The organism is Streptomyces sp. NPDC127595, from assembly GCF_042671685.1.
GTDB lineage: Bacteria > Actinomycetota > Actinomycetes > Streptomycetales > Streptomycetaceae > Streptomyces.
Map to the genome: position 1 here is coordinate 249,644 of NZ_JBHXWK010000010.1, position 23,755 is coordinate 273,398.

Sequence of the window (23,755 nt, forward strand, 5' to 3'; positions counted from 1 at the left end):
TATCTCCTGATTGTCTGCCGGTTCCCGGGGCGGGAGCACCGGTTAAGGCGCTCCCGCCCCGAGCCTGGCGGAACCAACCTGAGGGAAACCCCTCAGGTAATTACTTGGCCTTCTCGAGGATCTCGACGATGCGCCAGCGCTTCGTCGAGGACAGCGGCCGGGTCTCCATCAGGAGGACGCGGTCGCCGACGCCGGCAGCGTTCTGCTCGTCGTGGGCCTTGAGCTTGTTCGTACGGCGGATGACCTTGCCGTACAGCGCGTGCTTGACGCGGTCCTCGACAGCGACGACGACGGTCTTGTCCATCTTGTCGCTGACGACGAGACCCTCACGGGTCTTGCGGAAGCCACGAGCCTCAGCGGTCTCAGTCACATTGCTCTCACTCATCAGGCGCTCTCCACCGTCTCGATGCCCAGCTCGCGCTCACGCATCAGGGTGTAGATCCGCGCGATGTCCTTGCGGACGGCCTTGAGCCGCCCGTGGTTCTCGAGCTGACCGGTCGCCGCCTGGAAGCGGAGGTTGAACAGCTCTTCCTTGGCTTCGCGAAGCTTCGCGAGAAGCTCCTCGTCACCCAGTTCGCGCAGCTCGGACGCCTTGGTACCGGCCGACATCACGCTTCACCTGCCTCGCGCTTGACGATCCGGCACTTCATCGGCAGCTTGTGGGCTGCGCGAGTGAGGGCCTCACGGGCGATCTTCTCGTTGGGGTAGGACAGTTCGAACATGACCCGGCCCGGGTGCACGTTCGCGACCCACCACTCGGGCGAACCCTTACCGGAACCCATGCGGGTCTCGGCAGGCTTCTTGGTCAGCGGGCGGTCCGGGTAGATGTTGATCCAGACCTTGCCGCCACGCTTGATGTGGCGGGTCATCGCAATACGCGCCGCCTCGATCTGGCGGTTGGTCACGTAAGCCGGCGTGAGGGCCTGAATGCCGTACTCGCCGAACGAGACCTGCGTACCGCCCTTGGCCTGACCACGGCGCTTCGGGTGGTGCTGCTTGCGGTGCTTGACCCTACGGGGGATCAGCATTTCGGTCAGGCCTCCGTTCCGGTGCTCTCAGCCGGAGCGGCAGCTGCGGCGGGAGCGTCGGCCTTGGGGGCCTCGGCAGCCGGCGCTGACTGCTGCTGCGGCTTGCGGCCGCGGCCGCCACGCTCGCCACCACGGCCACCACCACGGGCCGGGCGGTCGGCGCCGCCACCCGCGCCACCGCGCGCCGGGCGGTTACCCGCACGGGCAGCGGCGTTCTCGGCGCGGACCTCGGCGATGTTCTTGACGTCGCCCTTGTAGATCCAGACCTTCACACCGATACGGCCGAAGGTCGTCTTGGCCTCGAAGAAGCCGTAGTCGACGTTCGCACGGAGGGTGTGCAGGGGCACACGGCCCTCGCGGTAGAACTCCGAGCGGGACATCTCGGCGCCGCCGAGACGGCCACCACACTGGATCTTGATGCCCTTGGCGCCGGCCTTCATCGCCGACTGCATGCTCTTACGCATGGCGCGGCGGAAGGAGACGCGGGAGGACAGCTGCTCGGCAACGGCCTGAGCAACCAGCTGAGCGTCCGTCTCGGGGTTCTTGACCTCGAGGATGTTCAGCTGGACCTGCTTGCCCGTGAGCTTCTCGAGGTCGCCGCGGATGCGGTCGGCCTCGGCGCCACGGCGGCCGATGACGATGCCGGGACGCGCGGTGTGGATGTCCACCCGCACGCGGTCACGGGTGCGCTCGATCTCAACCTTCGAGATGCCGGCGCGCTCCATGCCGGACGTCATCATCCGACGGATGGCGACGTCTTCCTTGACGTAGTCCTTGTACAGCTTGTCGGCGTACCAACGGGACTTGAAGTCCGTGGTGATGCCGAGCCGGAACCCATGCGGGTTAACCTTCTGGCCCATTACCGGGTTCCTTCCTTGCTGCTGACGACCACGGTGATGTGGCTGGTCCGCTTGCGGATCCGGTAGGCACGGCCCTGGGCACGCGGCCGGAACCGCTTCAGGGTCGGACCCTCGTCGACGTACGCCTCAGAGATGACGAGGCTGCCGGCGTCGGTGTGGTCGTAGTTGTGCGCGGCGTTGGCGATGGCGCTGTCAAGCACCTTGCCAACCGGCACGCTCGCGGCCTGCGGGGCGAAACGCAGGACCGCCTGAGCCTCCGTGGCATCCATGCCACGGATAAGGTCCACCACGCGGCGGGCCTTCATGGGCGTAACGCGGATGTACCGCGCCTGGGCCCTGGCTTCCATGGTTGTCCTTCCAGTGTCTGTCATGGTCGATTCCACCCCGCGTTAGCGGCGCTTCGACTTCCGGTCGTCCTTGACGTGACCCCGGAAGGTGCGCGTCGGCGAGAACTCGCCGAGCTTGTGGCCGACCATCGACTCGGTGACGAACACCGGAATGTGGGTCTTGCCGTTGTGCACCGCGATGGTGTGACCCAGCATGGCCGGGATGATCATCGAGCGACGGGACCAGGTCTTGATGACGTTCTTGGTGCCGGCTTCGTTCTGTACGTCCACCTTCTTGATCAGGTGGTCGTCGACGAAGGGCCCCTTCTTGAGACTGCGCGGCATCTAAACCCGCTCCTAGCGCTTCTTGTTCGACTTGCGGCGGCGGACGATGTACTTGCTCGAAGCCTTCTTCGGCGAGCGAGTACGACCCTCCTTCTGACCCCACGGGGAGACCGGGTGGCGACCACCGGAGGTCTTGCCCTCACCACCACCGTGCGGGTGGTCAACCGGGTTCATCGCCACACCGCGAACGGACGGGCGGACGCCCAGCCAGCGCTTGCGGCCGGCCTTGCCCCAGTTGATGTTGCTCTGCTCGGCGTTACCGACCTCGCCGACCGTGGCGCGGCAGCGCTGGTCGACCAGGCGGATCTCACCGGACGGCATGCGGAGGTGGGCCATGGTGCCCTCCTTCGCGAGCAGCTGCACCGAGGCACCGGCGGAGCGGGCGAACTTGGCGCCGCCACCCGGACGGAGCTCGATCGCGTGGATCGTGGTACCGACCGGGATGTTGCGGAGCGCCAGGTTGTTGCCCGGCTTGATGTCGGCCCCGGGACCGTTCTCGACGCGGTCGCCCTGCGACAGGTTGCGGGGGGCGAGGATGTAACGCTTCTCGCCGTCCGCGTAGTGCAGCAGCGCGATGCGCGCGGTGCGGTTGGGGTCGTACTCGATGTGCGCGACCTTCGCCGGCACGCCGTCCTTGTCATGGCGACGGAAGTCGATGACGCGGTAGGCGCGCTTGTGTCCGCCACCCTGGTGGCGAACGGTCACACGACCGGAATTGTTACGGCCGCCCTTGCTGTGCAGGGGGCGAACCAGCGACTTCTCCGGCGTGGACCGCGTGACCTCGACGAAGTCGGCGACGCTGGAGCCACGGCGGCCCGGCGTAGTCGGCTTGTACTTGCGGATTCCCATTTCTCAGTCCTCGTCCGATATTCGGACCAGGGCGCTCCGTTAGGAGGCCTGGCCGAAGATGTCGATACGGTCGCCCTCAGCGAGGGTCACGATGGCGCGCTTGGTGTCAGCACGCTTACCGAAACCGCTCTTGGTCCGCTTGCGCTTGCCCTGGCGGTTGATCGTGTTGACCCCGGTGACCTTGACCGAGAAGACCGCCTGAACGGCCTGCTTGATCTGGGTCTTGTTGGCGCCCGGCGCCACGACGAAGGTGTACTTGCCCTCGTCGAGCAGCGCGTAGCTCTTCTCGGAGACGACCGGCTTCAGCAGCACGTCACGGTGGTCCGTGAACGACTTGCTGATCGGCGTCTCGACGGTGTTCTTGCCCTCGGTCTCGTGGCGCTTCGCCTTGGCGATGCGCGCGACCTTCTTGGCCTTGGCGGCCTTCGAGGCGATGCTCGGGTGACGCGTAGCCATCAGGCTTCGCTCCCTTCGGTGTCAGTGGCCTGGGGGCCGGACACGAAGGACTCGAAAGCGGCCTGGGTGAAGACCACGTCGTCCGAGACGAGAACGTCGTACGTGTTCAGCTGGCCCGGCTCCAGGATGTGGACCTGGGGCAGGTTGCGCGCGGAAAGCAGCGCGGCCTCGTTGGAGCGCTCGATGACCAGGAGCACGTTCTTGCGCTCCGAGATCTTGCCGAGGAAGCTCTTCGCGGCCTTGGTGGAGATGGCCTCGCCGTCGATCACGTCGGTGATGACGTGGATACGAGCGTTGCGGGCCCGGTCGGTGAGGGCGTGGCGCAGGGCCGCGGCCTTCATCTTCTTCGGGGTCCGCTGCGAGTAGTCACGCGGCGTGGGGCCGTGGACGACGCCACCGCCGGCGAACTGCGGAGCGCGGGTCGAACCCTGACGGGCGCGGCCGGTGCCCTTCTGGCGGTAAGGCTTGCGGCCACCACCGCGGACCTCGCCACGACGCTTGACCTTGTGCGTGCCCTGACGGGCAGCGGCCAGCTGTGCGACGACGACCTGGTGGAGCAGCGGGATGCTGATCTTCTCTACGTCGAAGATCTCGGCCGGGAGCTCAACGGTCCCGGCGATGTCGCCGGAGGGCGACTGAATGTCAATGGTGGTCATGTCCTCAGACCCCCTTGGCCGCGGTACGGACCAGGACGAGGCCGCCGTTCGGACCCGGGATGGCTCCCTTGATGAGGAGCAGTCCCTTCTCCGCGTCAACAGCATGAACGGTCAGGTTCTGGGTGGTGACCCGCTCGTTGCCCATACGGCCCGCCATACGCATGCCCTTGAACACACGGCCGGGGGTGGCGCAGCCACCGATGGAACCGGGCGAGCGGTGCTTGCGCTGGACACCGTGTCCGGCGCCGAGGCCACGGAAGTTGTGGCGCTTCATGACACCGGCGAAGCCCTTGCCCTTGCTCTTGCCGGTCACGTCCACCTTGACGCCGGCCTCGAAGGTCTCGGCGGTGATCTCCTGGCCGAGGGTGTACTCGCTGGCGTCAGCGGTACGGATCTCGACGAGATGGCGGCGGGGGGTGACGTCGGCCTTGGCGAAGTGACCCTTGAGGGGCTTGTTCACCTTGCGAGGGTCGATCTCGCCGAAGGCGATCTGGACCGACTCGTAGCCGTCGGAGTCATTCGTACGGACCTGGGTCACGACGTTCGGACCGGCCTTGACGACGGTGACGGGAACAACACGGTTGTTCTCGTCCCACACCTGCGTCATGCCGAGCTTCTCGCCCAGGATGCCCTTGATCTGCTTAGCCATTCTCAGATCACCGGCCCTTAGAGCTTGATCTCGATGTCGACACCGGCCGGGAGGTCGAGTCGCATCAGGGAGTCAACGGTCTTGGGCGTCGGGTCGAGGATGTCGATCAGGCGCTTGTGCGTGCGCATCTCGAAGTGCTCGCGCGAGTCCTTGTACTTGTGCGGCGACTTGATGACGCAGTACACGTTCTTCTCAGTGGGCAGCGGCACCGGGCCCGCGACCGACGCACCAGTACGCGTCACCGTCTCGACGATCTTCTTCGCCGAGGAGTCGATGACCTCGTGGTCGTAGGCCTTGAGCCGGATGCGGATCTTCTGTCCCGCCATGGCTACTCAGTAGTCCTTTGTCTAGTGAAACGCTCCGGAACCCGGGGGTTCGCGTCCCGTCCTCCGACCCACGCGGTCGGGTGTGTCGCGCTCCTGCCGCACAGATATCCGTTACGGATTTCCCTGCGAGGGACGCGGCTCGCCCGAAAGCAACCGCAGGACCGGGGGCTGAAACACCCACCGGGTGCCTGGCCTGCACCCCGCTGACACTTCCCGAAAGATTCCCGTACGTCCGCCCCAGCGCTGCCTTACGGCAGTTGGGGCGACGAGTACTGTGGGACTCGCTTCCGGTCCTCCCGACGGGAGGCGCGCAGCATCGGCGCTCGACCGAGCAACTCCGACAGTCTGCCATACGGGGCATGGGCCTGGCCAATCGAGCCGAGGATCGTACCCCGAAGGTGACGCAGGTCAAACACAGGCTCGGTCGACCGGGGCCCGGTCCAGGATCAGACCGTGCTCCGGACCTCTCGCAACCGGGAGAAGGATCTGTCCAGCCCCCTCTTCACCAGCCGCGCCACGGGGCGCTCCACGAAGCGGTGGACCAGATAGCTCAGGAGCAGGAAGCCCGCGATCACGGTGGCGACGAGCAGCCGGGCGTCCATGGTGTCCCGGAGCCGGTTGATCACCGTCGTACCGGCCGCGTAGTGCATCAGATAGAGCGGGTACGTCATGGTGCCGGCGGTGACGAGCCACTTCCACTGGATGCGGTCGGTCATACCGAGTGCGACGCCGACCATGAACAGCAGGAACACCGTGAAGATCAGCACGCTGCCCCGCCAGCTGGAGACGTGCTCGACCGCGTCGATCCGATGCCCCAGCTCCATCTGGGCCATCAGCCAGCACATGACGAGCATGCCCCACAGCAGCAGGTCCTGGCCGAAGCGGTGCATGAGGTAGAGGACGAGGCCCGCGATGAAGTACCAGGCACCGTCGGGGTTGGCGATGAGCACCAGCAGCCTGAAGTCTGACTCCGGGGCGATCATCGCGGCCGCCCCCCACAGGCAGCAGAACACGACGACCTTGCGGTACGTCAGACCGGTCGCGACGACCAGCATGAAGAGCAGGTAGAAGCGCACTTCCGACCAGAGGGTCCAGTAGACGCCGTCGACGTCCTGCACACCCGAACCGGACTGCAGCATCGTGAGGTTGAAGAGGATCTCCCGCGGCTTCAGCCGCTCCCACACCCCCGGCAGGGCCATCAGCACGCCCGAGGTGAAGAGGACGGCGAACCAGTACGCCGGGTAGAGGCGGATCACCCGCGAGACGAAGAACTGCCGGGGAGAGCGCCCCCAGCACGACATACAGATCACGAATCCGCTGATCACGAAGAAGATCTCGACGCCGATCCAGCCGTACGTCGCGAAGCGGAACACGTTGGGCATGATGTCCGACACCGGACGGTCCCAGATGTTGTTGCCCGGCTGGTTCACCCGTTTCGTACCGGCGAAGTGGTGCACGGCGACCATGAGCGCGGCGGCTATCCGGATGCCGTCGAGGGCGTACAGCCGGCTGCGGGTGCGCTGCGCCCGAGCGGGCTTCGCGTCCCGGGCACCCGCCGGCGGCTGCATCAGCCGCTCGGCAACGGCGACGCCGGTCCGCCAGTCCGACTCGGCGAGCGGGGGAAGCGGCTGTTGCAACCCACCCGCGCGCCCCACGGGTATCGCCGATCTTCCTAGGGCGCCACGCATGAACACCTACCCACCCTCACAAAGACTCCCAGGACCGAGCGGCCCCGAGCCAACTTAGGCTACGACCGCCATAACCACCTCACAGCGACCAGACAAGAACATTACTCACACGGCTGCCGGACAGTTGACCCAACGTCCAACAAGCAGCCACCTGCGGTTCGCTGATGGTTCCCTTGACACCGGCCAAGTCCCTTACGGAGCCGAGGCGTCGGCCACAAGCCCGCGTACCCGCTCAAGGGCGGCGTAGACGCAGGGCCTCCCAGACTTCACCGACCGCGTACACGATCTCCATCTGCCAGACCTCCGGCTTGCCGTGGACCTTTGACACGACCTTCCACCACTTGAGCCACAGCGGCAGCTCCCGGAACGGTACGTAGTCGAGGGCGCAGGATGCTGCCACCCGCAGAAACACGACCGCTCGCACACCAACCGCCGGCGTGACCGACTGACTCCGCCTGGAGCACCCCCACGCGACACCCGCCCCCCGCCGTTTGATGGTGGACCCATGGCAGAAGACACCACCACCCTGACCAGCCAGCCCCCTCCCCCCGTACGGGACTGGCCGCCCCGCGAACTGCACGCGACCGACTTCGACCCGGTGCTCGCGGAGCTGATGCGCGAGGGGCCGCTGACCCGGATCCGGCTCCCCCACGGGGAGGGCTGGGCGTGGCTCGCCACCCGGCACGACGACGTCAAGATGATCACGAACGACCCCCGCTTCAGCCGCGCGGAGGTGGTCGACAGACAGGTCACCCGGATCGCACCGCACTTCAAGCCGAAGCCGGGATCGCTGGCGTTCGCCGACCAGCCCGACCACAACCGGCTGCGCAAGGCGGTGGCGGCCGCGTACACCGTGGGAGCCGTGAAGCGGCTGCGCCCCCGCGCGCAGGAGACGCTCGACGTACTCGTGGACGGGGTGGCGAAAGACGGCCCTCCGGCCGACCTCATCGAGCGCGTCCTCGAACCGTTCCCCCTCTCCGTCGTCTGCGACGTGATGGGGGTGCCGGTCGCCGACCGGGAGCAGATCCACGCCTGGACCCGGCAGATCATCTCCACGGCGGGCGGCGCCGAGGCCGCGGAGCGTGCCAAGGACGGGATGTACGGCTGGATCACCGAGGCCATCCGCGAGCGGGCCGGCAGCGAAGCCGAGGACGTGCTCTCGCTCCTCGGCGCCGCGGTCGGCCGCGGTGACATCAGCGAGGCGGAGGCCATCGGCATCGCCGGCCCGCTCCAGATCGGCGGCGAGGCCGTCACCCACAACGTCGGCCAGATGCTCTACCTCATCCTGACCGACCCCGAGCTGCTGGAACGCCTGCGCTGCCAGCCCGACTCGCGCCCCGCCGCCGTCGACGAACTCCTGCGCTACATCCCGCACCGCACCTCGGTCGGCCTGGCCCGCATCGCCATGGAGGACATCGAGATCCACGGCGTACGGATCACCGCGGGCGACCCCGTCTACGTCTCCTACCTCGCCGCCAACCGCGACCCTGACGTCTTCCCCGACCCCGACCGCATCGACATCGACCGGGACACCAGCGCGCATCTCGCCTACGGCAACGGCCCCCACTACTGCACCGGCGCCGTCCTCGCCCGGATGCAGACCGACCTCCTGATCGACACCCTCCTCGACCGGCTGCCGGGGCTGCGCCTCGCCGTACCCGCCGACCAGGTCCCCTGGCGGCAGCGCACGATGATCCGCGGACCGGTGGCGCTCCCCGTCACCTGGTGACCCCCGGGCATGGCAGAAGGGCCCGTACGACCGAAGTCGTACGGGCCCTTCTCGGAGCTCTTGAAGGAGCTACCAGGTGTTCAGGCCAACAAGCAGGACTACTTGTTGATCTTGACGACCTGGCCGGCGCCCACGGTCCGGCCACCCTCACGGATGGCGAACTTCAGGCCCTCTTCCATGGCGACGGGCTGGATGAGCTCAACGGTCATCTCAGTGTTGTCGCCCGGCATGACCATCTCGGTGCCCTCGGGGAGGGTCACGACGCCGGTCACGTCCGTGGTACGGAAGTAGAACTGCGGGCGGTAGTTGTTGAAGAACGGCGTGTGACGGCCGCCCTCGTCCTTGGACAGGATGTACGCCTGCGCCTCGAACGAGGTGTGCGGGGTGACCGAGCCGGGCTTGATGATGACCTGGCCGCGCTCGACGTCCTCGCGCTTGATGCCACGAAGCAGCAGACCGACGTTCTCACCGGCCTGGCCCTCGTCGAGCAGCTTGCGGAACATCTCGATGCCGGTGACCGTGGTGGTGGTCTTCTCGGTCTTGATGCCGACGATGTCGACGGTCTCGTTGACCTTGAGGACACCACGCTCGATACGACCGGTGACGACGGTGCCACGACCGGTGATCGTGAAGACGTCCTCGATGGGCATGAGGAACGGCTTGTCGACGTCACGCTCGGGCTGCGGGATGTTCTCGTCGACGGCCTTCATCAGGTCGAGGACGGTCTGACCCCACTCGGCGTCACCCTCGAGAGCCTTGAGCGCCGAGACCTTGACGACCGGAAGGTCGTCGCCCGGGAACTCGTACTCGGAGAGCAGCTCACGAACCTCGAGCTCGACGAGCTCCAGGATCTCCTCGTCGTCCACCATGTCGGCCTTGTTCAGGGCGACAACGATGTACGGAACGCCGACCTGGCGGGCCAGGAGCACGTGCTCCTTGGTCTGCGGCATCGGGCCGTCGGTGGCCGCGACCACGAGGATGGCGCCGTCCATCTGCGCCGCACCCGTGATCATGTTCTTGATGTAGTCCGCGTGACCGGGGCAGTCGACGTGGGCGTAGTGACGCGTCTCGGTCTGGTACTCGACGTGCGCGATCGAGATCGTGATACCGCGCTGGCGCTCCTCAGGAGCCTTGTCGATCTGGTCGAAGGCCGAGGCCTCGTTCAGGGTCGGGTACGCGTCGTGCAGCACCTTGGTAATGGCGGCCGTGAGGGTCGTCTTACCGTGGTCGATGTGACCGATGGTGCCGATGTTGACGTGCGGCTTAGTCCGCTCGAACTTCGCCTTCGCCACTGGGTCCTCCTGTGGAGTGGTTCTGGTACGCCTTACTCATCGGCGCCAGGTGATCTTTGCTGGGATGCCGCCCGCCGGGGTTCTGTCCCGGGGACGATCGCTCGTCCCTCAGCCGGGGGTTGAACCCCGGCGGTCGGTGTCAAGCCTAAAGCGTGCAAACGGGGTGTGTTACTCGCCCTTGGCCTTCGCGATGATCTCCTCGGCGACGTTCCGGGGAACCTCGGCGTAGGAGTCGAACTGCATCGAGTAGCTTGCGCGACCCGACGTCTTGCTGCGGAGGTCGCCGACGTAGCCGAACATCTCCGAGAGGGGCACGAGGCCCTTCACGACGCGCGCACCGGCACGCTCCTCCATGGCCTGGATCTGGCCACGGCGGGAGTTGATGTCGCCGATTACCTCACCCATGTAGTCCTCGGGCGTGGTGACCTCGACGGCCATCATCGGCTCGAGCAGCACGGGGCTCGCCTTACGCGCGGCCTCCTTGAAGGCCTGCGAACCGGCGATCTTGAACGCGAGCTCGGAGGAGTCGACCTCGTGGTAGCCGCCGTCGAGAAGAGTGACGCGGACGCCCGTCATCTCGTAGCCGGCCAGGATGCCGAACTGCATGGCCTCCTGCGCACCGGCGTCCACCGACGGGATGTACTCCCGCGGGATACGGCCACCGGTGACCTTGTTCACGAACTCGTACGCCGGACCGTCGGTCTCGGTGATCGGCTCGATCGCGATCTGCACCTTGGCGAACTGACCGGTACCACCGGTCTGCTTCTTGTGGGTGTAGTCGTGACGCTCGACGCCCTTGCGGATCGTCTCACGGTACGCGACCTGCGGCTTGCCGACGTTGGCCTCGACGCGGAACTCGCGCTTCATACGGTCGACCAGCACCTCGAGGTGCAGCTCGCCCATACCGCCGAGGATGGTCTGGCCCGTCTCCTCGTCCGAGTGGACGTGGAAGGAGGGGTCCTCCTCCGCGAGACGCTGGATGGCGACACCCAGCTTCTCCTGGTCACCCTTGGACTTGGGCTCGATGGCGACCTGGATGACCGGCGCCGGGAAGTCCATGGACTCCAGGATCACCGGCTGCTTGTCGTCGCACAGCGTCTCACCGGTGGTGGTCTGCTTGAGGCCCATGACGGCGACGATGTCGCCGGCGCCCACCGCGTCGATCTCCTCACGCTTGTTCGCGTGCATGCGGTAGATCTTGCCGATGCGCTCCTTCTTGCCCTTGACGGAGTTCAGCACCGCGGTGCCAGTCTCCAGGCGGCCCGAGTAGACCCGGACGAAGGTGAGCTTGCCCAGGTGCGGGTCGCTCATGATCTTGAACGCGAGCGCGGACAGCGGCTCGTCAACGGACGGCTTGCGCTTGACCACGAGCTCCGGGTCCTTCACGTCGTGGCCCTCGATGGCCTCGACGTCAAGCGGGGTCGGGAGGTAGCGCACAACCGCGTCGAGCAGGGGCTGAACGCCCTTGTTCTTGAACGCGGTGCCACAGAACACCGGGGTGACCGTGACGTCCTTGGACTTGCCGGACGCGATGGTGACGCGACGGATCGCGGCGTACAGCTGCTCCTCGGTGGGCTCCTGGCCCTCCAGGAACAGCTCCATGATCTCGTCGTCGTTCTCCGCGACGGCCTCGACGAGCTTGCCGCGGTACTCCTCGGCAGCCTCGACATGCGTGGCCGGGATGTCGACGACGTCGTACATCTCGCCCTTGGCCGCCTCGGCGGACCACACGAGCGCCTTCATGCGGACCAGGTCCACAACGCCCTTGAAGTCCATCTCGGCACCGATCGGAAGCTGCATGATCAGCGGTACCGCACCAAGGCGGTCCTTGATCATGTCGACGCAGCGGTGGAACTCCGCGCCGGTCCGGTCGAGCTTGTTGACGAAGCAGATACGCGGCACGCCGTAGCGGTCGGCCTGACGCCACACCGTCTCGGACTGCGGCTCAACGCCGGCGACACCGTCGAACACCGTGACGGCACCGTCGAGGACGCGCAGCGAGCGCTCCACCTCGACCGTGAAGTCGACGTGCCCCGGGGTGTCGATGATGTTGATCGTGTAGTCGTTGTCCTCGAGCGGCCAGTGACAGGTGGTGGCAGCAGAGGTGATCGTGATGCCACGCTCCTGCTCCTGCTCCATCCAGTCCATGGTGGCGGCGCCGTCGTGGACTTCACCGATCTTGTAGCTGACGCCGGTGTAGAAGAGGATCCGCTCAGTAGTGGTCGTCTTGCCCGCGTCGATGTGAGCCATGATCCCGATGTTGCGGACCCTGGCAAGGTCAAGTGAAGTGGTAGCCATAAGGCTTCGGTCTTCTCTCGGTCTCGATGGGGGTAGCGACTACCAGCGGTAGTGCGCGAAGGCCTTGTTGGACTCGGCCATCTTGTGGGTGTCCTCACGCTTCTTCACAGCGGCACCGAGGCCGTTGGACGCGTCGAGAAGCTCGTTCAGCAGACGCTCGGTCATGGTCTTCTCGCGACGGGCGCGGGAGTAACCGACGAGCCAGCGCAGCGCGAGCGTGCTGGCACGACCGGGCTTGACCTCGATCGGGACCTGGTACGTCGCACCGCCGACTCGGCGGGACTTGACCTCGAGGGTCGGCTTGATGTTCTCCAGAGCGCGCTTGAGCGTGATGACCGGGTCGTTGCCGGTCTTCTCGCGCAGGCCCTCCATGGCGCCGTAGACGATGCGCTCGGCGGTGGAGCGCTTGCCGTTCAGCAGCACCTTGTTGATCAGGGAGGTCACCAGAGGGGAACCGTAGACCGGGTCGATGATGACCGGGCGCTTCGGGGCGGGGCCCTTACGAGGCATTTCTACTTCTCCTTCTTGGCGCCGTAGCGGCTGCGGGCCTGCTTGCGGTTCTTGACACCCTGGGTGTCGAGCGAACCGCGGATGATCTTGTAGCGAACACCGGGCAGGTCCTTCACACGGCCGCCGCGCACGAGCACGATCGAGTGCTCCTGCAGGTTGTGTCCCTCACCCGGAATGTAGGCGGTGACCTCGATCCCGCTGGTCAGACGCACACGCGCGACCTTACGCAGGGCCGAGTTCGGCTTCTTCGGGGTGGTCGTGAACACACGCGTGCAGACGCCGCGACGCTGGGGCGAACCCTCGAGCGCGGGCGTCTTGTTCTTCTCGACCTTGTCCTGCCGGCCCTTCCGGACCAGCTGCTGGATCGTAGGCACTACTTCTCCGGTTTCTGTGTGCCGAATGGTGGAGCTAACCTGGAACGTCGCCGACCCACGCGGTCGGGTGTGTCGAAGCCTGCAGACTCCCGCCGCAAGGCGAAAAGAGCGCAGATTCACGGTGGCCGCTTACGACTTCCGCTGCGGTTCGAAGGCACGCAGCGGGGCCAGGGCACACCCCAGGCACAAGGTATGAGCGTACCTACCTCATTCGCTGTGGTCAAAACAAATGCCCAGCGGCCGACACACGGGGGGTTCCGGACGGGTCCGGACCGGGATGTGCAAGTCTGTCGCGATCTTAGGTACAGACAGTTCACAACCACCGGGACAGTGAGTCACGCTCTGGGTCGGTGGCCGGACGGGGGGAACCGTCATGAGCACGATTTCCGACAACGCGGCGAAGGAGTCCGGCATACCGGACGAGCGGCCGGAGCGGCGGTACTGGCGGGATTGGCGGGCCCGAATACCCGGCGGCCACCTGGCCGGCCGCCTCACACTGCCGACAGGCGTACGACCGTACGCCGCCCCGCTGATCCTCTACGGCATCGCCAAGCTCGTAGGTCTCGGCGTCTTCGCCTGGCTGCTGGAAAGCGCAGGCGAATACCAGAAGAAGAACCCGCGCTTCGGCGGCGGCGCCCACTGGTGGGACGTACTCGGCAGCTGGGACGGCTGGTGGTACCTCCAGGTCGCGGAGAAGGGGTACGACCCCCGCCCGCTGGAGCGGCTCGACCCGGGCGGCATGTTCACGGTCCAGCAGAACTCGGTCGCCTACTTCCCCCTCTACCCGGCCCTGATCCGGACAGTGTCCGAGATCACCGGCCTCGGCCTGTTCGGGTCCGGCCTGCTGGTCTCGGTCCTGGCCTCGTTCGTCGCCGCGGCCGGCATCTACGCCGTGATCTCCCTGCTCGCGGGGGCCCGCGCGGGCACGATCGCCGCCGGGCTGTGGGCCGTGGCACCCGGCGCGGGCACCGAGTGGGCGGTGTACTCGGAGTCCGTGTTCGTGGCGATCGCCGCCTGGTGCTGCTACGCCGTGATGAAACGCCAGTGGGTGACGGCCGGACTGCTCGCCTTCGCCGCCGGGCTCAGCAGGCCCACGTCCGCCGCGCTCATCGGCGCCGTGGGACTGGCCGCGCTGGTGACGCTCGCCCGGCGCGAGAGCAGACGGGAACACGGAGTCGCGGGCCCGGTGTACGCCATGTTCGCCGCGCCACTCGGCCTGCTCACCTACATCACCTGGGTCGGCCTCAGCATGGGCGACCTCACGGCGTACTTCACGCTCCAGAAGGAGGGGTGGGCCCACTACTTCGACTTCGGCCACTACACCTACGACGTCCTGCGCAACACGGCCGTCGGCAAGCACGACTACATCTTCGCCTTCAGCGTCCCGGACCTGCTCGCCGTGCAACTGGTGGTGGCGCTGCCCTTCCTGATCGCCCTGATGCTGCGCAAGCGGCCGCCCCTGGTCCTGGTCGCCTACACACTGGCCGGCATCGTCTCCGTCCTGGGCACCCAGCAGATGTTCGGCAACACTTCGCGCTACCTTCTCCCCTGCTTCCCCCTCCTCCTCGCCCCGGCAGCCGCGATGAGCCGCCTGAAGCTGCCGACCCTGCTGGTCTTCTTCACGACAGCGGCGGTGGCATCGGGGTGGTACGCGCACTACGTGATCTTCGAGCTGGGGATTCCGTAGGACAACGGCGTCACAGCACGGCCCTGAGCGGCGCTGAGGGGCCCGTACAGGCCCTGAACCCGCCGACCGCACCCGATGACACGCCGAAGGGCGGCCACCCCGTACGAAACGGAGTGGCCGCCCTTCAGCAGACGTACGCCTTACTGGTTGTACGGACCGTAGTCGTAGTCCTCCAGCGGGACGGCCTGGCCGGAGCCCGTGCCGAACGGCGAGTAGTCGATGTCGTCGTAGCCGACGGCCGAGTACATCGCGGCCTTGGCTTCCTCGGTCGGCTCGACCCGGATGTTGCGGTAGCGGGACAGACCCGTACCGGCCGGGATGAGCTTACCGATGATGACGTTCTCCTTGAGGCCGATGAGGCTGTCGGACTTGGCGTTGATCGCCGCATCCGTCAGGACTCGGGTCGTCTCCTGGAAGGAGGCGGCCGACAGCCAGGATTCCGTCGCCAGCGAGGCCTTGGTGATACCCATCAGCTGCGGACGGCCGGAGGCCGGGTGGCCGCCTTCCTGGACCACACGACGGTTCTCGGTCTCGAACTTCGAACGCTCGACCAGCTCGCCGGGCAGCAGCTCCGCGTCGCCCGACTCGATGATCGTCACACGGCGCAGCATCTGCCGGATGATGATCTCGATGTGCTTGTCGTGGATCGACACACCCTGCGAGTTGTAGACCTTCTGGACTTCGCCGACCAGGTGGACCTGGACCGCGCGCTGACCGAGGATCCGCAGCACGTCGTGCGGGTTGGTGGCACCGAAGGTGAGCTTCTGGCCCACCTCCACGTGGTCACCCTCACGCACCATGACCTTGGCACGCTTCGAGATCGGGAACGCCGTCTCGTCGCTGCCGTCGTCCGGGGTGACGACGATCTTCTTGGTCTTCTCGGTCTCCTCGATACGGATGCGGCCGGCCGCCTCCGAGATCGGGGCGACACCCTTGGGCGTACGAGCCTCGAAGAGCTCGACGACACGGGGCAGACCCTGGGTGATGTCGTCACCGGCCACACCACCGGTGTGGAAGGTACGCATCGTGAGCTGCGTGCCGGGCTCACCGATGGACTGGGCGGCGATGATGCCGACCGCCTCACCGATGTCGACCAGCTTGCCGGTGGCCAGCGAACGGCCGTAGCACATGGCGCAGGTGCCGACGGCGGACTCGCAGGTCAGGACCGAGCGGGTCTTGACCTCCTCGATGCCGTGCTTGACGAGCTCGTCGATGAGGACGTCGCCCAGGTCGGTGTTGGCCGGGGCCAGCACCACTCCGTCGACGACGATGTCCTCGGCCAGCGCACGTGCGTACACGCTGGTCTCGACGTTGTCCGCCTTGCGCAGCACGCCGTCCTCGCCGCGCTCCGCGATGTGCAGCTTGAGGCCACGGTCGGTGCCGCAGTCCTCCTCGCGGATGATGACGTCCTGCGAGACGTCCACCAGACGACGGGTGAGGTAACCCGAGTCGGCGGTACGCAGGGCGGTGTCGGCGAGACCCTTACGAGCACCGTGAGTCGAGATGAAGTACTCGAGCACCGACAGGCCTTCACGGAAGGAGGCCTTGATGGGGCGCGGGATCGTCTCGTTCTTGGCGTTCGACACCAGACCGCGCATACCGGCGATCTGACGCATCTGCATCATGTTTCCTCGGGCACCCGAGTCGACCATCATGAAGATGGGGTTGGTCTTCGGGAAGTTCGCGTTCATCGCCTCGGCAACCTCGTTGGTCGCCTTGGTCCAGATCGCGATGAGTTCCTGAGTGCGCTCGTCCTTGGTGATCAGACCGCGCTCGTACTGCTTCTGAACCTTCTCGTCCAGCGCCTCGAAGCCCTTGACGATCTCCTTCTTCGCCTCGGGAACGACGATGTCGGAGATGGCCACGGTGACGCCGGAGCGGGTCGCCCAGAAGAAGCCGGCCGCCTTCAGGTTGTCGAGCGTCGCCGCCACGATGACCTTGGGGTAGCGCTCGGCCAGGTCGTTGACGATCTCGGAGAGCTGCTTCTTGCCCACCGAGTAGTCGACGAACGGGTAGTCCTCGGGCAGCAGCTCGTTGAAGAGCGCGCGGCCCAGAGTCGTACGCAGCCGGAAGATGTCACCCTGCTGCCACTCCGGCTCGCCCTCTTCGCGGACCGGCGGCACCCAGCCACGCGGCGGGATGGTGCCCACCGGGAAGCGGATGTCGACGGCCGACTGGAGCGCGAGCTCGCCGGCGTCGAACGCCATGATCGCCTCGGCCGTGGAGCCGAAGGACCGGCCCTCGCCCTTGACGTCACGCAGTTCGCCGTCCGTGGTCAGGAAGAACAGACCGAGGACCATGTCCTGGGTCGGCATCGTGACCGGGCGGCCGTCGGCGGGCTTCAGGATGTTGTTCGAGGACAGCATCAGGATGCGGGCCTCGGCCTGCGCCTCCGCGGAGAGCGGCAGGTGCACGGCCATCTGGTCACCGTCGAAGTCCGCGTTGAACGCGGTGCAGACGAGCGGGTGGATCTGGATGGCCTTGCCCTCGACCAGCTGCGGCTCGAAGGCCTGGATGCCGAGGCGGTGCAGCGTCGGCGCACGGTTCAGCAGAACCGGGTGCTCGGCGATGACCTCTTCCAGGACGTCGTACACGACCGTGCGGCCGCGCTCGACCATCCGCTTGGCGCTCTTGATGTTCTGCGCGTGGTTCAGGTCCACCAGGCGCTTCATCACGAACGGCTTGAAGAGCTCCAGTGCCATGGCCTTGGGCAGACCGCACTGGTGCAGCTTCAGCTGCGGACCGACGACGATCACGGAACGCGCGGAGTAGTCCACACGCTTGCCGAGCAGGTTCTGACGGAAACGACCCTGCTTGCCCTTGAGCATGTCGGACAGCGACTTCAGCGGACGGTTGCCGGGGCCCGTGACCGGGCGACCACGACGGCCGTTGTCGAAGAGCGCGTCGACGGCCTCCTGAAGCATGCGCTTCTCGTTGTTCACGATGATCTCGGGGGCGCCGAGGTCAAGGAGTCGCTTCAGACGGTTGTTGCGGTTGATCACGCGGCGGTACAGGTCGTTCAGGTCGGAGGTCGCGAAGCGGCCACCGTCCAGCTGCACCATCGGACGCAGGTCCGGCGGGATGACCGGGACGCAGTCGAGGACCATGCCCTTGGGGCTGTTGGAGGTCTGCAGGAAGGCAGACACGACCTTCAGCCGCTTCAGCGCACGGGTCTTCTTCTGGCCCTTGCCGGTACGGATGATCTCGCGAAGCCGCTCGGCCTCTTCGTCGAGGTCGAAGGACTCCAGGCGCTTCTGCAGCGCCGCGGCACCCATCGAACCGTCGAAGTACGTGCCGAAGCGGTCACGCAGCTCGCGGTAGAGCAGCTCGTCACCTTCGAGGTCCTGGACCTTGAGGTTCTTGAACCGGGTCCACACCTCGTCGAGACGGTCGATCTCGCGCTGCGCACGGTCACGCAGCTGCTTCATCTCACGCTCGGCACCTTCGCGCACCTTGCGGCGTACGTCGGCCTTGGCGCCCTCGGCCTCAAGCTCGGCCAGGTCGCCCTCGAGCTTCTTGGCACGCGACTCGAGGTCGGCGTCACGACGGTTCTCGACCTGCTGACGCTCGACGGAGACGTGCGCCTCCAGCGAGGGCAGGTCACGCGTACGACGCTCGTCGTCGACGTACGTGATCATGTACGCCGCGAAGTAGATGACCTTCTCCAGGTCCTTCGGAGCGAGGTCGAGCAGGTAGCCAAGACGCGACGGAACGCCCTTGAAGTACCAGATGTGGGTGACGGGCGCGGCCAGTTCGATGTGGCCCATCCGCTCACGGCGCACCTTGGCGCGAGTGACCTCGACGCCACAGCGCTCACAGATGATGCCCTTGAAGCGGACGCGCTTGTACTTGCCGCAGTAGCACTCCCAGTCCCGGGTCGGACCGAAGATCTTCTCGCAGAAGAGTCCGTCCTTTTCGGGCTTGAGGGTGCGGTAGTTGATGGTCTCAGGCTTCTTGACCTCGCCGTGGCTCCACTGACGGATGTCGTCAGCGGTGGCCAGACCGATCCGGAGCTCATCGAAGAAGTTGACGTCGAGCACTATGCGTCAATCCCTCTCAGGGTTGTAAGTCTTAGGGGTCTGATACGGGGGTCCTGGGGCCGGAGACCTGTGAGTACAGGTCTCCGGACTCCCGTCAGACCTCTTCGACGCTGCTCGGCTCGCGCCGGGACAGGTCGATGCCGAGCTCCTCCGCTGCGCGGAAGACGTCCTCGTCGGTGTCGCGCATCTCGATGGACATGCCGTCCGAGGACAGCACCTCCACGTTGAGGCACAGGGACTGCATCTCCTTGATGAGCACCTTGAAGGACTCGGGGATGCCGGGCTCTGGGATGTTCTCGCCCTTGACGATGGCCTCGTAGACCTTCACGCGGCCGGTGACGTCGTCGGACTTGATGGTCAGCAGCTCCTGGAGGGCGTACGCGGCGCCATAAGCCTCAAGCGCCCACACCTCCATCTCACCGAAGCGCTGGCCACCGAACTGGGCCTTACCACCCAGCGGCTGCTGGGTGATCATCGAGTACGGACCGGTCGAGCGGGCGTGCAGCTTGTCGTCGACCAGGTGGTGGAGCTTGAGGATGTACATGTAGCCGACCGAGACCGGCTCCGGGAACGGCTCGCCGGAGCGGCCGTCGAACAGCGGTGCCTTGCCGGACGGGAGGACCATGCGGTCGCCGTCGCGGTTCGGGATCGTGTGCTGCAGCAGACCCGCGAGCTCGTCCTCACGCGCACCGTCGAAGACGGGGGTGGCGACGTTGGTACCCGGATCGACCTGGTCGGCGCCGATGGCCTGGAGGCGCTGCGCCCACTCGTCGCCGAGCCCGGAGACGTCCCAGCCGCGGCTGGCGAGCCAGCCGAGGTGGATCTCCAGGACCTGTCCCGGGTTCATTCGGGACGGGACACCGAGGGGGTTGAGGATGATGTCGACCGGGGTGCCGTCCTCCAGGAACGGCATGTCCTCGATCGGCAGGATCTTCGAGATGACACCCTTGTTGCCGTGGCGGCCGGCGAGCTTGTCACCGTCCGTGATCTTGCGCTTCTGCGCCACGTAGACACGAACCAGCTGGTTCACGCCCGGCGGCAGCTCGTCGCCCTCTTCACGGTCGAAGACGCGGACGCCGATGACCTTGCCGATCTCGCCGTGCGGCACCTTCAGCGAGGTGTCGCGCACCTCGCGCGCCTTCTCACCGAAGATCGCGCGGAGCAGGCGCTCCTCGGGGGTCAGCTCGGTCTCACCCTTGGGCGTGACCTTGCCGACGAGGATGTCACCGGCGACGACCTCGGCACCGATACGGATGATGCCGCGCTCGTCGAGGTCGGCGAGGACCTCCTCGGAGACGTTCGGGATGTCCCGGGTGATCTCCTCGGGGCCGAGCTTGGTGTCACGGGCGTCGACCTCGTGCTCCTCGATGTGGATCGAGGAGAGGACGTCGTCCTGCACGAGGCGCTGCGACAGGATGATCGCGTCCTCGTAGTTGTGACCCTCCCACGGCATGAACGCCACGAGCAGGTTCTTGCCGAGCGCCATCTCGCCGTTCTCGGTCGCCGGACCGTCGGCCAGCACCTGGCTGGCGACGACGCGGGCGCCCTCGTCCACGACAACCTTCTGGTTGACGGACGTGCCCTGGTTGGAGCGGGAGAACTTCGCGAGGCGGTACGTGGTGTACGTACCGTCGTCGTTGGCGGTGGTGATGTAGTCCGCGGAGACCTCCTGGACCACACCGTCCTTCTCCGACTTCAGGACGTCACCGGCGTCGACCGCGCAGCGGTACTCCATGCCGGTGCCGACCAGCGGCGCCTCGGACTTGATGAGCGGCACGGCCTGACGCATCATGTTCGCGCCCATCAGGGCACGGTTGGCGTCGTCGTGCTCGAGGAACGGGATCATGGCGGTCGCGACCGACACCATCTGGCGCGGCGAGACGTCCATGTAGTCGACGTCGTCACCGGGGACGTAGTCGACCTCTCCGCCACGACGGCGGACCAGCACGCGGGACTCCTCGAACCGAAGTTCTTCGGTGAGCGGCGCGTTGGCCTGCGCGATGACGAATCGGTCCTCTTCGTCAGCCGTGAGGTAGTCGACGTCGTCGGTGACGACACCACCGGTGACCTTGCGGTACGGGGTCTCGACGAAACCGAACGCGTTGATCCGGCCGTAGGAGGCGAGCGAGCCGATCAGGCCGATGTTCGGGCCTTCGGGGGTCTCGATCGGACACATGCGGCCGTAGTGCGACGGGTGAACGTCACGGACCTCGAAGCCGGCCCGCTCACGGGACAGACCACCGGGGCCCAGCGCGTTCAGACGGCGCTTGTGGGTCAGGCCCGACAGCGGGTTGTTCTGGTCCATGAACTGCGACAGCTGGCTGGTGCCGAAGAACTCCTTGATGGAGGCGACGACCGGCCGGATGTTGATCAGGGTCTGCGGCGTGATCGCCTCGACGTCCTGAGTCGTCATGCGCTCGCGGACGACGCGCTCCATACGAGCCAGACCCGTGCGGACCTGGTTCTGGATGAGCTCGCCGACGTTGCGCAGACGACGGTTGCCGAAGTGGTCGATGTCGTCGGTCTCGACGACGATCGAGGCGCCGTTGGGACCAACGGTCTCGGTCTCACCGGCGTGCAGCTTCACCAGGTACTTGATCGTCTCGATGATGTCCTCGACGGTCAGGATCCCGGCGTCCAGCGGGGCTTCGCCGCCCAGCTTCTTGTTGACCTTGTAACGGCCGACATTGGCCAGGTCGTAGCGCTTGGGGTTGAAGTAGAGGTTCTCGAGCAGCGTCTGCGCGGCCTCACGGGTCGGCGGCTCGCCGGGACGCAGCTTGCGGTAGATGTCGAGCAGCGCGTCGTCCTGGCCCTGGGTGTGGTCCTTCTCCAGGGTGGCGCGCATGGACTCGTACTCGCCGAACTCCTCCAGGATCTGCTCGGTCGTCCAACCGAGAGCCTTCAGGAGAACGGTGACGGACTGCTTGCGCTTGCGGTCGATGCGGACACCGACCATGTCGCGCTTGTCGATCTCCATCTCCAGCCAGGCACCCCGGGACGGGATGACCTTGACCGAGAAGATGTCCTTGTCGGACGTCTTGTCGATGGAGGAGTCGAAGTAGACACCCGGCGAACGGACCAGCTGCGTCACGACGACACGCTCGGTGCCGTTGATGACGAAGGTGCCCTTGTTGGTCATGAGCGGGAAATCGCCCATGAAGACCGTCTGGGACTTGATCTCGCCGGTCTCGTTGTTGGTGAACTCGGCGGTGACGAAGAGCGGCGCGGAGTACGTGAAGTCACGGTCCTTGCACTCGTCGATCGAGTTCTTCGGCGGCTCGAAGCGGTGGTCGCGGAACGTCAGGGACATCGACCCTGAGAAGTCCTCGATCGGAGAGATCTCCTCGAAGATCTCCTCAAGACCGGACTTGGTGGGGACGTCCTGTCCACTTTCCAGAGCCGCCTCGACACGAGCCTTCCACGAGGCGTTGCCGAGCAGCCAGTCGAAACTTTCGGTCTGCAGCGCAAGAAGGTTCGGAACCTCGAGGGGCTCCTTGATCTTTGCAAAGGAAATGCGCAGCGGGGCGGTGCTGGCGCCGTTGTTCGTATTCGCGGTCGAGGCAGTGCGCGAGGCGGCCAAGAGGGGGTCCTTCCGAGGGCTCGGACTCACTACGCGCGTACCGGTCCCATGTCGGACACAGAGCTGAGGCGTTCCCGATTCGGCCGAAAAAGGCCAGGTCAGGGACGATTCAATCCTCTGCGTTCGTACACGAGTATGCCCCTGGTGACGGGCAGGAGGCAGCTAACAGGCAGCGCAAAGGGTCAGTGTAGCCACTAGGCCCACTGATGTCCAGTGCGGGTTTTTGAAGACCCTCGTTGTTCTCAACCCCTGCTGCAAGCCACGCCCTCGATGCACATCGATACTGCCCTCTTCGCCGCCGATCCATGCCTCGGATCCGGATCGTTGTGACGACGCGTCCTGAGAATTGCGCGCTGCGTGCGGTTCGTCAAGGCCCCCCATGCCCAAACCGAGTGCAGCGATTGTCACGCACAGCCTGTCTTGCAGCCCGTCACTGGGGCGGCCGGAGGCACAACGAAGATCACCTTACTCGTCGCGACCACCAGCGCAAGGCAGCCGCTTCCGGTCCCCCGGGAACGCGGAAGAGCGACCACCCAGTTGGGTGATCGCTCTTCGGTGCGTCAGCGTTACAGCGCTACGTGAGCGGCTGTGTCAGCGCGACAGGAGTCCTCGGCGGACTCGTCGGGTCACTTGACCTCGACGGAGGCGCCGGCGGCCTTGAGGGACTCGGCAGCCTTCTCGGCGGCCTCCTTCGCGACCTTCTCGACGACCGGCTTCGGAGCGCCGTCGACGAGGTCCTTGGCCTCCTTCAGACCCAGCGAGGTCAGCTCACGCACGACCTTGATGACCTGGATCTTCTTCTCGCCGGCACCCGTGAGGATGACGTCGAACTCGTCCTGCTCCTCCGGAGCGTCGGCGACGACGCCCGGGCCGGCGGGGCCGGCAACGGCGACCGCGGCGGCGGCGGTGACGTCGAACTTCTCCTCGAAGGCCTTCACGAACTCGGAGAGCTCGATGAGGGTGAGGTTCTCGAACTGCGCGAGCAGCTCTTCCTGGGACAGCTTCGCCATGATGGCGTCCTTCCACTAATTCGGCAGGTGCCGGTATGTACTGGTGAGGCGG

Annotated in this window: 22 protein-coding genes; 2 read left to right on the top strand and 20 right to left on the bottom strand. The window is 66.1% G+C overall.

The features are described from left to right. Positions 1-100 precede the first annotated feature (100 nt). The 13 genes from rpsQ to ACFVKT_RS29680 form a co-directional block, all read right to left on the bottom strand. Positions 101-385, bottom strand: a complete 285-nt coding sequence (rpsQ, locus tag ACFVKT_RS29620) for a 30S ribosomal protein S17 (protein ID WP_043676826.1) — start codon at positions 383-385, stop codon at positions 101-103. Continuing rightward, on the bottom strand, positions 385-609 hold the full coding sequence (rpmC, locus tag ACFVKT_RS29625; RefSeq protein WP_003998824.1) for a 50S ribosomal protein L29: 225 nt from the start codon (positions 607-609) through the stop codon (positions 385-387). Before rpmC ends, rpsQ begins: the two co-directional genes overlap by 1 nt. Next, entirely contained in the window at positions 609-1,028 is a 420-nt protein-coding gene (gene rplP / locus ACFVKT_RS29630) for a 50S ribosomal protein L16 (RefSeq protein ID WP_099500627.1), read from the bottom strand. The genes rpmC and rplP overlap by 1 nt, the downstream gene beginning before the upstream one ends. Positions 1,029-1,033: 5 nt before the next feature. Continuing rightward, positions 1,034-1,888, bottom strand: coding sequence for a 30S ribosomal protein S3 (gene rpsC, locus ACFVKT_RS29635; RefSeq protein ID WP_385737174.1), 855 nt, complete (start codon positions 1,886-1,888; stop codon positions 1,034-1,036). Then, on the bottom strand, positions 1,888-2,235 hold the full coding sequence (rplV, locus tag ACFVKT_RS29640) for a 50S ribosomal protein L22 (RefSeq protein ID WP_006604878.1): 348 nt from the start codon (positions 2,233-2,235) through the stop codon (positions 1,888-1,890). Before rplV ends, rpsC begins: the two co-directional genes overlap by 1 nt. A gap of 42 nt (positions 2,236-2,277) precedes the next feature. Continuing rightward, the gene (rpsS, locus tag ACFVKT_RS29645; protein WP_005481224.1) at positions 2,278-2,559 is read right to left on the bottom strand and encodes a 30S ribosomal protein S19; all 282 of its coding nucleotides are present in this window, start codon (positions 2,557-2,559) and stop codon (positions 2,278-2,280) included. Positions 2,560-2,571: 12 nt separating this feature from the next. Then, on the bottom strand, positions 2,572-3,408 hold the full coding sequence (rplB, locus tag ACFVKT_RS29650) for a 50S ribosomal protein L2 (RefSeq protein ID WP_043676819.1): 837 nt from the start codon (positions 3,406-3,408) through the stop codon (positions 2,572-2,574). Positions 3,409-3,447: 39 nt separating this feature from the next. Further along, the gene (gene rplW / locus ACFVKT_RS29655; protein ID WP_385737179.1) at positions 3,448-3,864 is read right to left on the bottom strand and encodes a 50S ribosomal protein L23; all 417 of its coding nucleotides are present in this window, start codon (positions 3,862-3,864) and stop codon (positions 3,448-3,450) included. Next, positions 3,864-4,520, bottom strand: a complete 657-nt coding sequence (rplD, locus tag ACFVKT_RS29660) for a 50S ribosomal protein L4 (RefSeq protein WP_385737182.1) — start codon at positions 4,518-4,520, stop codon at positions 3,864-3,866. The genes rplW and rplD overlap by 1 nt, the downstream gene beginning before the upstream one ends. A gap of 4 nt (positions 4,521-4,524) precedes the next feature. Then, positions 4,525-5,169, bottom strand: a complete 645-nt coding sequence (rplC, locus tag ACFVKT_RS29665) for a 50S ribosomal protein L3 (protein ID WP_266456024.1) — start codon at positions 5,167-5,169, stop codon at positions 4,525-4,527. A 17-nt stretch (positions 5,170-5,186) separates the two neighbouring features. Beyond that, a complete protein-coding gene (gene rpsJ, locus ACFVKT_RS29670; RefSeq protein ID WP_003948644.1) occupies positions 5,187-5,495 on the bottom strand; it encodes a 30S ribosomal protein S10 in 309 nt (102 codons plus the stop codon). Between the two features lie 446 nt (positions 5,496-5,941). Beyond that, positions 5,942-7,189 (bottom strand): acyltransferase family protein, encoded by a 1,248-nt coding sequence (locus ACFVKT_RS29675; protein WP_385737185.1) that lies wholly within the window; start codon positions 7,187-7,189, stop codon positions 5,942-5,944. A 226-nt stretch (positions 7,190-7,415) separates the two neighbouring features. After that, complete coding sequence (locus tag ACFVKT_RS29680) at positions 7,416-7,583, bottom strand: hypothetical protein (RefSeq protein ID WP_385737188.1); 168 nt, start codon at positions 7,581-7,583, stop codon at positions 7,416-7,418. Between the two features lie 105 nt (positions 7,584-7,688). On the opposite strand from ACFVKT_RS29680, the gene ACFVKT_RS29685 reads away from it, so the two are divergent. Then, on the top strand, positions 7,689-8,912 hold the full coding sequence (locus ACFVKT_RS29685) for a cytochrome P450 (RefSeq protein WP_385737191.1): 1,224 nt from the start codon (positions 7,689-7,691) through the stop codon (positions 8,910-8,912). Between the two features lie 98 nt (positions 8,913-9,010). On the opposite strand, the gene tuf is transcribed toward ACFVKT_RS29685, so the two are convergent. From tuf to rpsL, 4 genes are all read right to left on the bottom strand, one after another. After that, a complete protein-coding gene (gene tuf, locus ACFVKT_RS29690; protein ID WP_385737194.1) occupies positions 9,011-10,204 on the bottom strand; it encodes an elongation factor Tu in 1,194 nt (397 codons plus the stop codon). 168 nt (positions 10,205-10,372) lie between these two features. After that, a complete protein-coding gene (gene fusA / locus ACFVKT_RS29695; protein ID WP_385737197.1) occupies positions 10,373-12,502 on the bottom strand; it encodes an elongation factor G in 2,130 nt (709 codons plus the stop codon). Between the two features lie 39 nt (positions 12,503-12,541). Then, positions 12,542-13,012, bottom strand: a complete 471-nt coding sequence (gene rpsG, locus ACFVKT_RS29700; RefSeq protein ID WP_081218873.1) for a 30S ribosomal protein S7 — start codon at positions 13,010-13,012, stop codon at positions 12,542-12,544. 2 nt (positions 13,013-13,014) lie between these two features. Continuing rightward, the gene (gene rpsL / locus ACFVKT_RS29705; RefSeq protein WP_003948652.1) at positions 13,015-13,386 is read right to left on the bottom strand and encodes a 30S ribosomal protein S12; all 372 of its coding nucleotides are present in this window, start codon (positions 13,384-13,386) and stop codon (positions 13,015-13,017) included. Positions 13,387-13,759: 373 nt separating this feature from the next. Between rpsL and ACFVKT_RS29710 the strand changes: the two genes are divergently transcribed. Next, positions 13,760-15,073 carry a hypothetical protein gene (locus ACFVKT_RS29710; RefSeq protein ID WP_385737200.1) on the top strand — a complete coding sequence of 438 codons (1,314 nt, stop codon included), beginning with the start codon at positions 13,760-13,762 and terminating at the stop codon, positions 15,071-15,073. A gap of 140 nt (positions 15,074-15,213) precedes the next feature. On the opposite strand, the gene ACFVKT_RS29715 is transcribed toward ACFVKT_RS29710, so the two are convergent. From ACFVKT_RS29715 to rplL, 3 genes are all read right to left on the bottom strand, one after another. Next, positions 15,214-19,113 carry a DNA-directed RNA polymerase subunit beta' gene (locus ACFVKT_RS29715; protein WP_385737203.1) on the bottom strand — a complete coding sequence of 1,300 codons (3,900 nt, stop codon included), beginning with the start codon at positions 19,111-19,113 and terminating at the stop codon, positions 15,214-15,216. Positions 19,114-19,207: 94 nt separating this feature from the next. Beyond that, positions 19,208-22,693: a DNA-directed RNA polymerase subunit beta gene (gene rpoB / locus ACFVKT_RS29720; protein WP_385737206.1), complete on the bottom strand. Its 3,486-nt coding sequence runs from the start codon at positions 22,691-22,693 to the stop codon at positions 19,208-19,210. A 626-nt stretch (positions 22,694-23,319) separates the two neighbouring features. Then, positions 23,320-23,703, bottom strand: a complete 384-nt coding sequence (rplL, locus tag ACFVKT_RS29725; protein WP_385737209.1) for a 50S ribosomal protein L7/L12 — start codon at positions 23,701-23,703, stop codon at positions 23,320-23,322. Positions 23,704-23,755: the final 52 nt, after the last annotated feature.

What these genes read in the sequence shown, in the direction of transcription:
- rplV (WP_006604878.1), bottom strand. Translation starts at nt 2,235, where the DNA reads ATGGAAGCCAGGGCCCAGGCGCGGTACATCCGCGTTACGCCCATGAAG.
- rpsG (WP_081218873.1), bottom strand. Translation starts at nt 13,012, where the DNA reads ATGCCTCGTAAGGGCCCCGCCCCGAAGCGCCCGGTCATCATCGACCCG.
- rplL (WP_385737209.1), bottom strand. Translation starts at nt 23,703, where the DNA reads ATGGCGAAGCTGTCCCAGGAAGAGCTGCTCGCGCAGTTCGAGAACCTC.
- ACFVKT_RS29710 (WP_385737200.1), top strand. Translation starts at nt 13,760, where the DNA reads ATGAGCACGATTTCCGACAACGCGGCGAAGGAGTCCGGCATACCGGAC.
- rplP (WP_099500627.1), bottom strand. Translation starts at nt 1,028, where the DNA reads ATGCTGATCCCCCGTAGGGTCAAGCACCGCAAGCAGCACCACCCGAAG.
- rpsQ (WP_043676826.1), bottom strand. Translation starts at nt 385, where the DNA reads ATGAGTGAGAGCAATGTGACTGAGACCGCTGAGGCTCGTGGCTTCCGC.
- rpsJ (WP_003948644.1), bottom strand. Translation starts at nt 5,495, where the DNA reads ATGGCGGGACAGAAGATCCGCATCCGGCTCAAGGCCTACGACCACGAG.
- ACFVKT_RS29685 (WP_385737191.1), top strand. Translation starts at nt 7,689, where the DNA reads ATGGCAGAAGACACCACCACCCTGACCAGCCAGCCCCCTCCCCCCGTA.
- rpsS (WP_005481224.1), bottom strand. Translation starts at nt 2,559, where the DNA reads ATGCCGCGCAGTCTCAAGAAGGGGCCCTTCGTCGACGACCACCTGATC.
- rplC (WP_266456024.1), bottom strand. Translation starts at nt 5,169, where the DNA reads ATGGCTAAGCAGATCAAGGGCATCCTGGGCGAGAAGCTCGGCATGACG.
- rpmC (WP_003998824.1), bottom strand. Translation starts at nt 609, where the DNA reads ATGTCGGCCGGTACCAAGGCGTCCGAGCTGCGCGAACTGGGTGACGAG.
- fusA (WP_385737197.1), bottom strand. Translation starts at nt 12,502, where the DNA reads ATGGCTACCACTTCACTTGACCTTGCCAGGGTCCGCAACATCGGGATC.
- rplW (WP_385737179.1), bottom strand. Translation starts at nt 3,864, where the DNA reads ATGGCTACGCGTCACCCGAGCATCGCCTCGAAGGCCGCCAAGGCCAAG.
- rpsC (WP_385737174.1), bottom strand. Translation starts at nt 1,888, where the DNA reads ATGGGCCAGAAGGTTAACCCGCATGGGTTCCGGCTCGGCATCACCACG.
- rplB (WP_043676819.1), bottom strand. Translation starts at nt 3,408, where the DNA reads ATGGGAATCCGCAAGTACAAGCCGACTACGCCGGGCCGCCGTGGCTCC.
- rplD (WP_385737182.1), bottom strand. Translation starts at nt 4,520, where the DNA reads ATGACCACCATTGACATTCAGTCGCCCTCCGGCGACATCGCCGGGACC.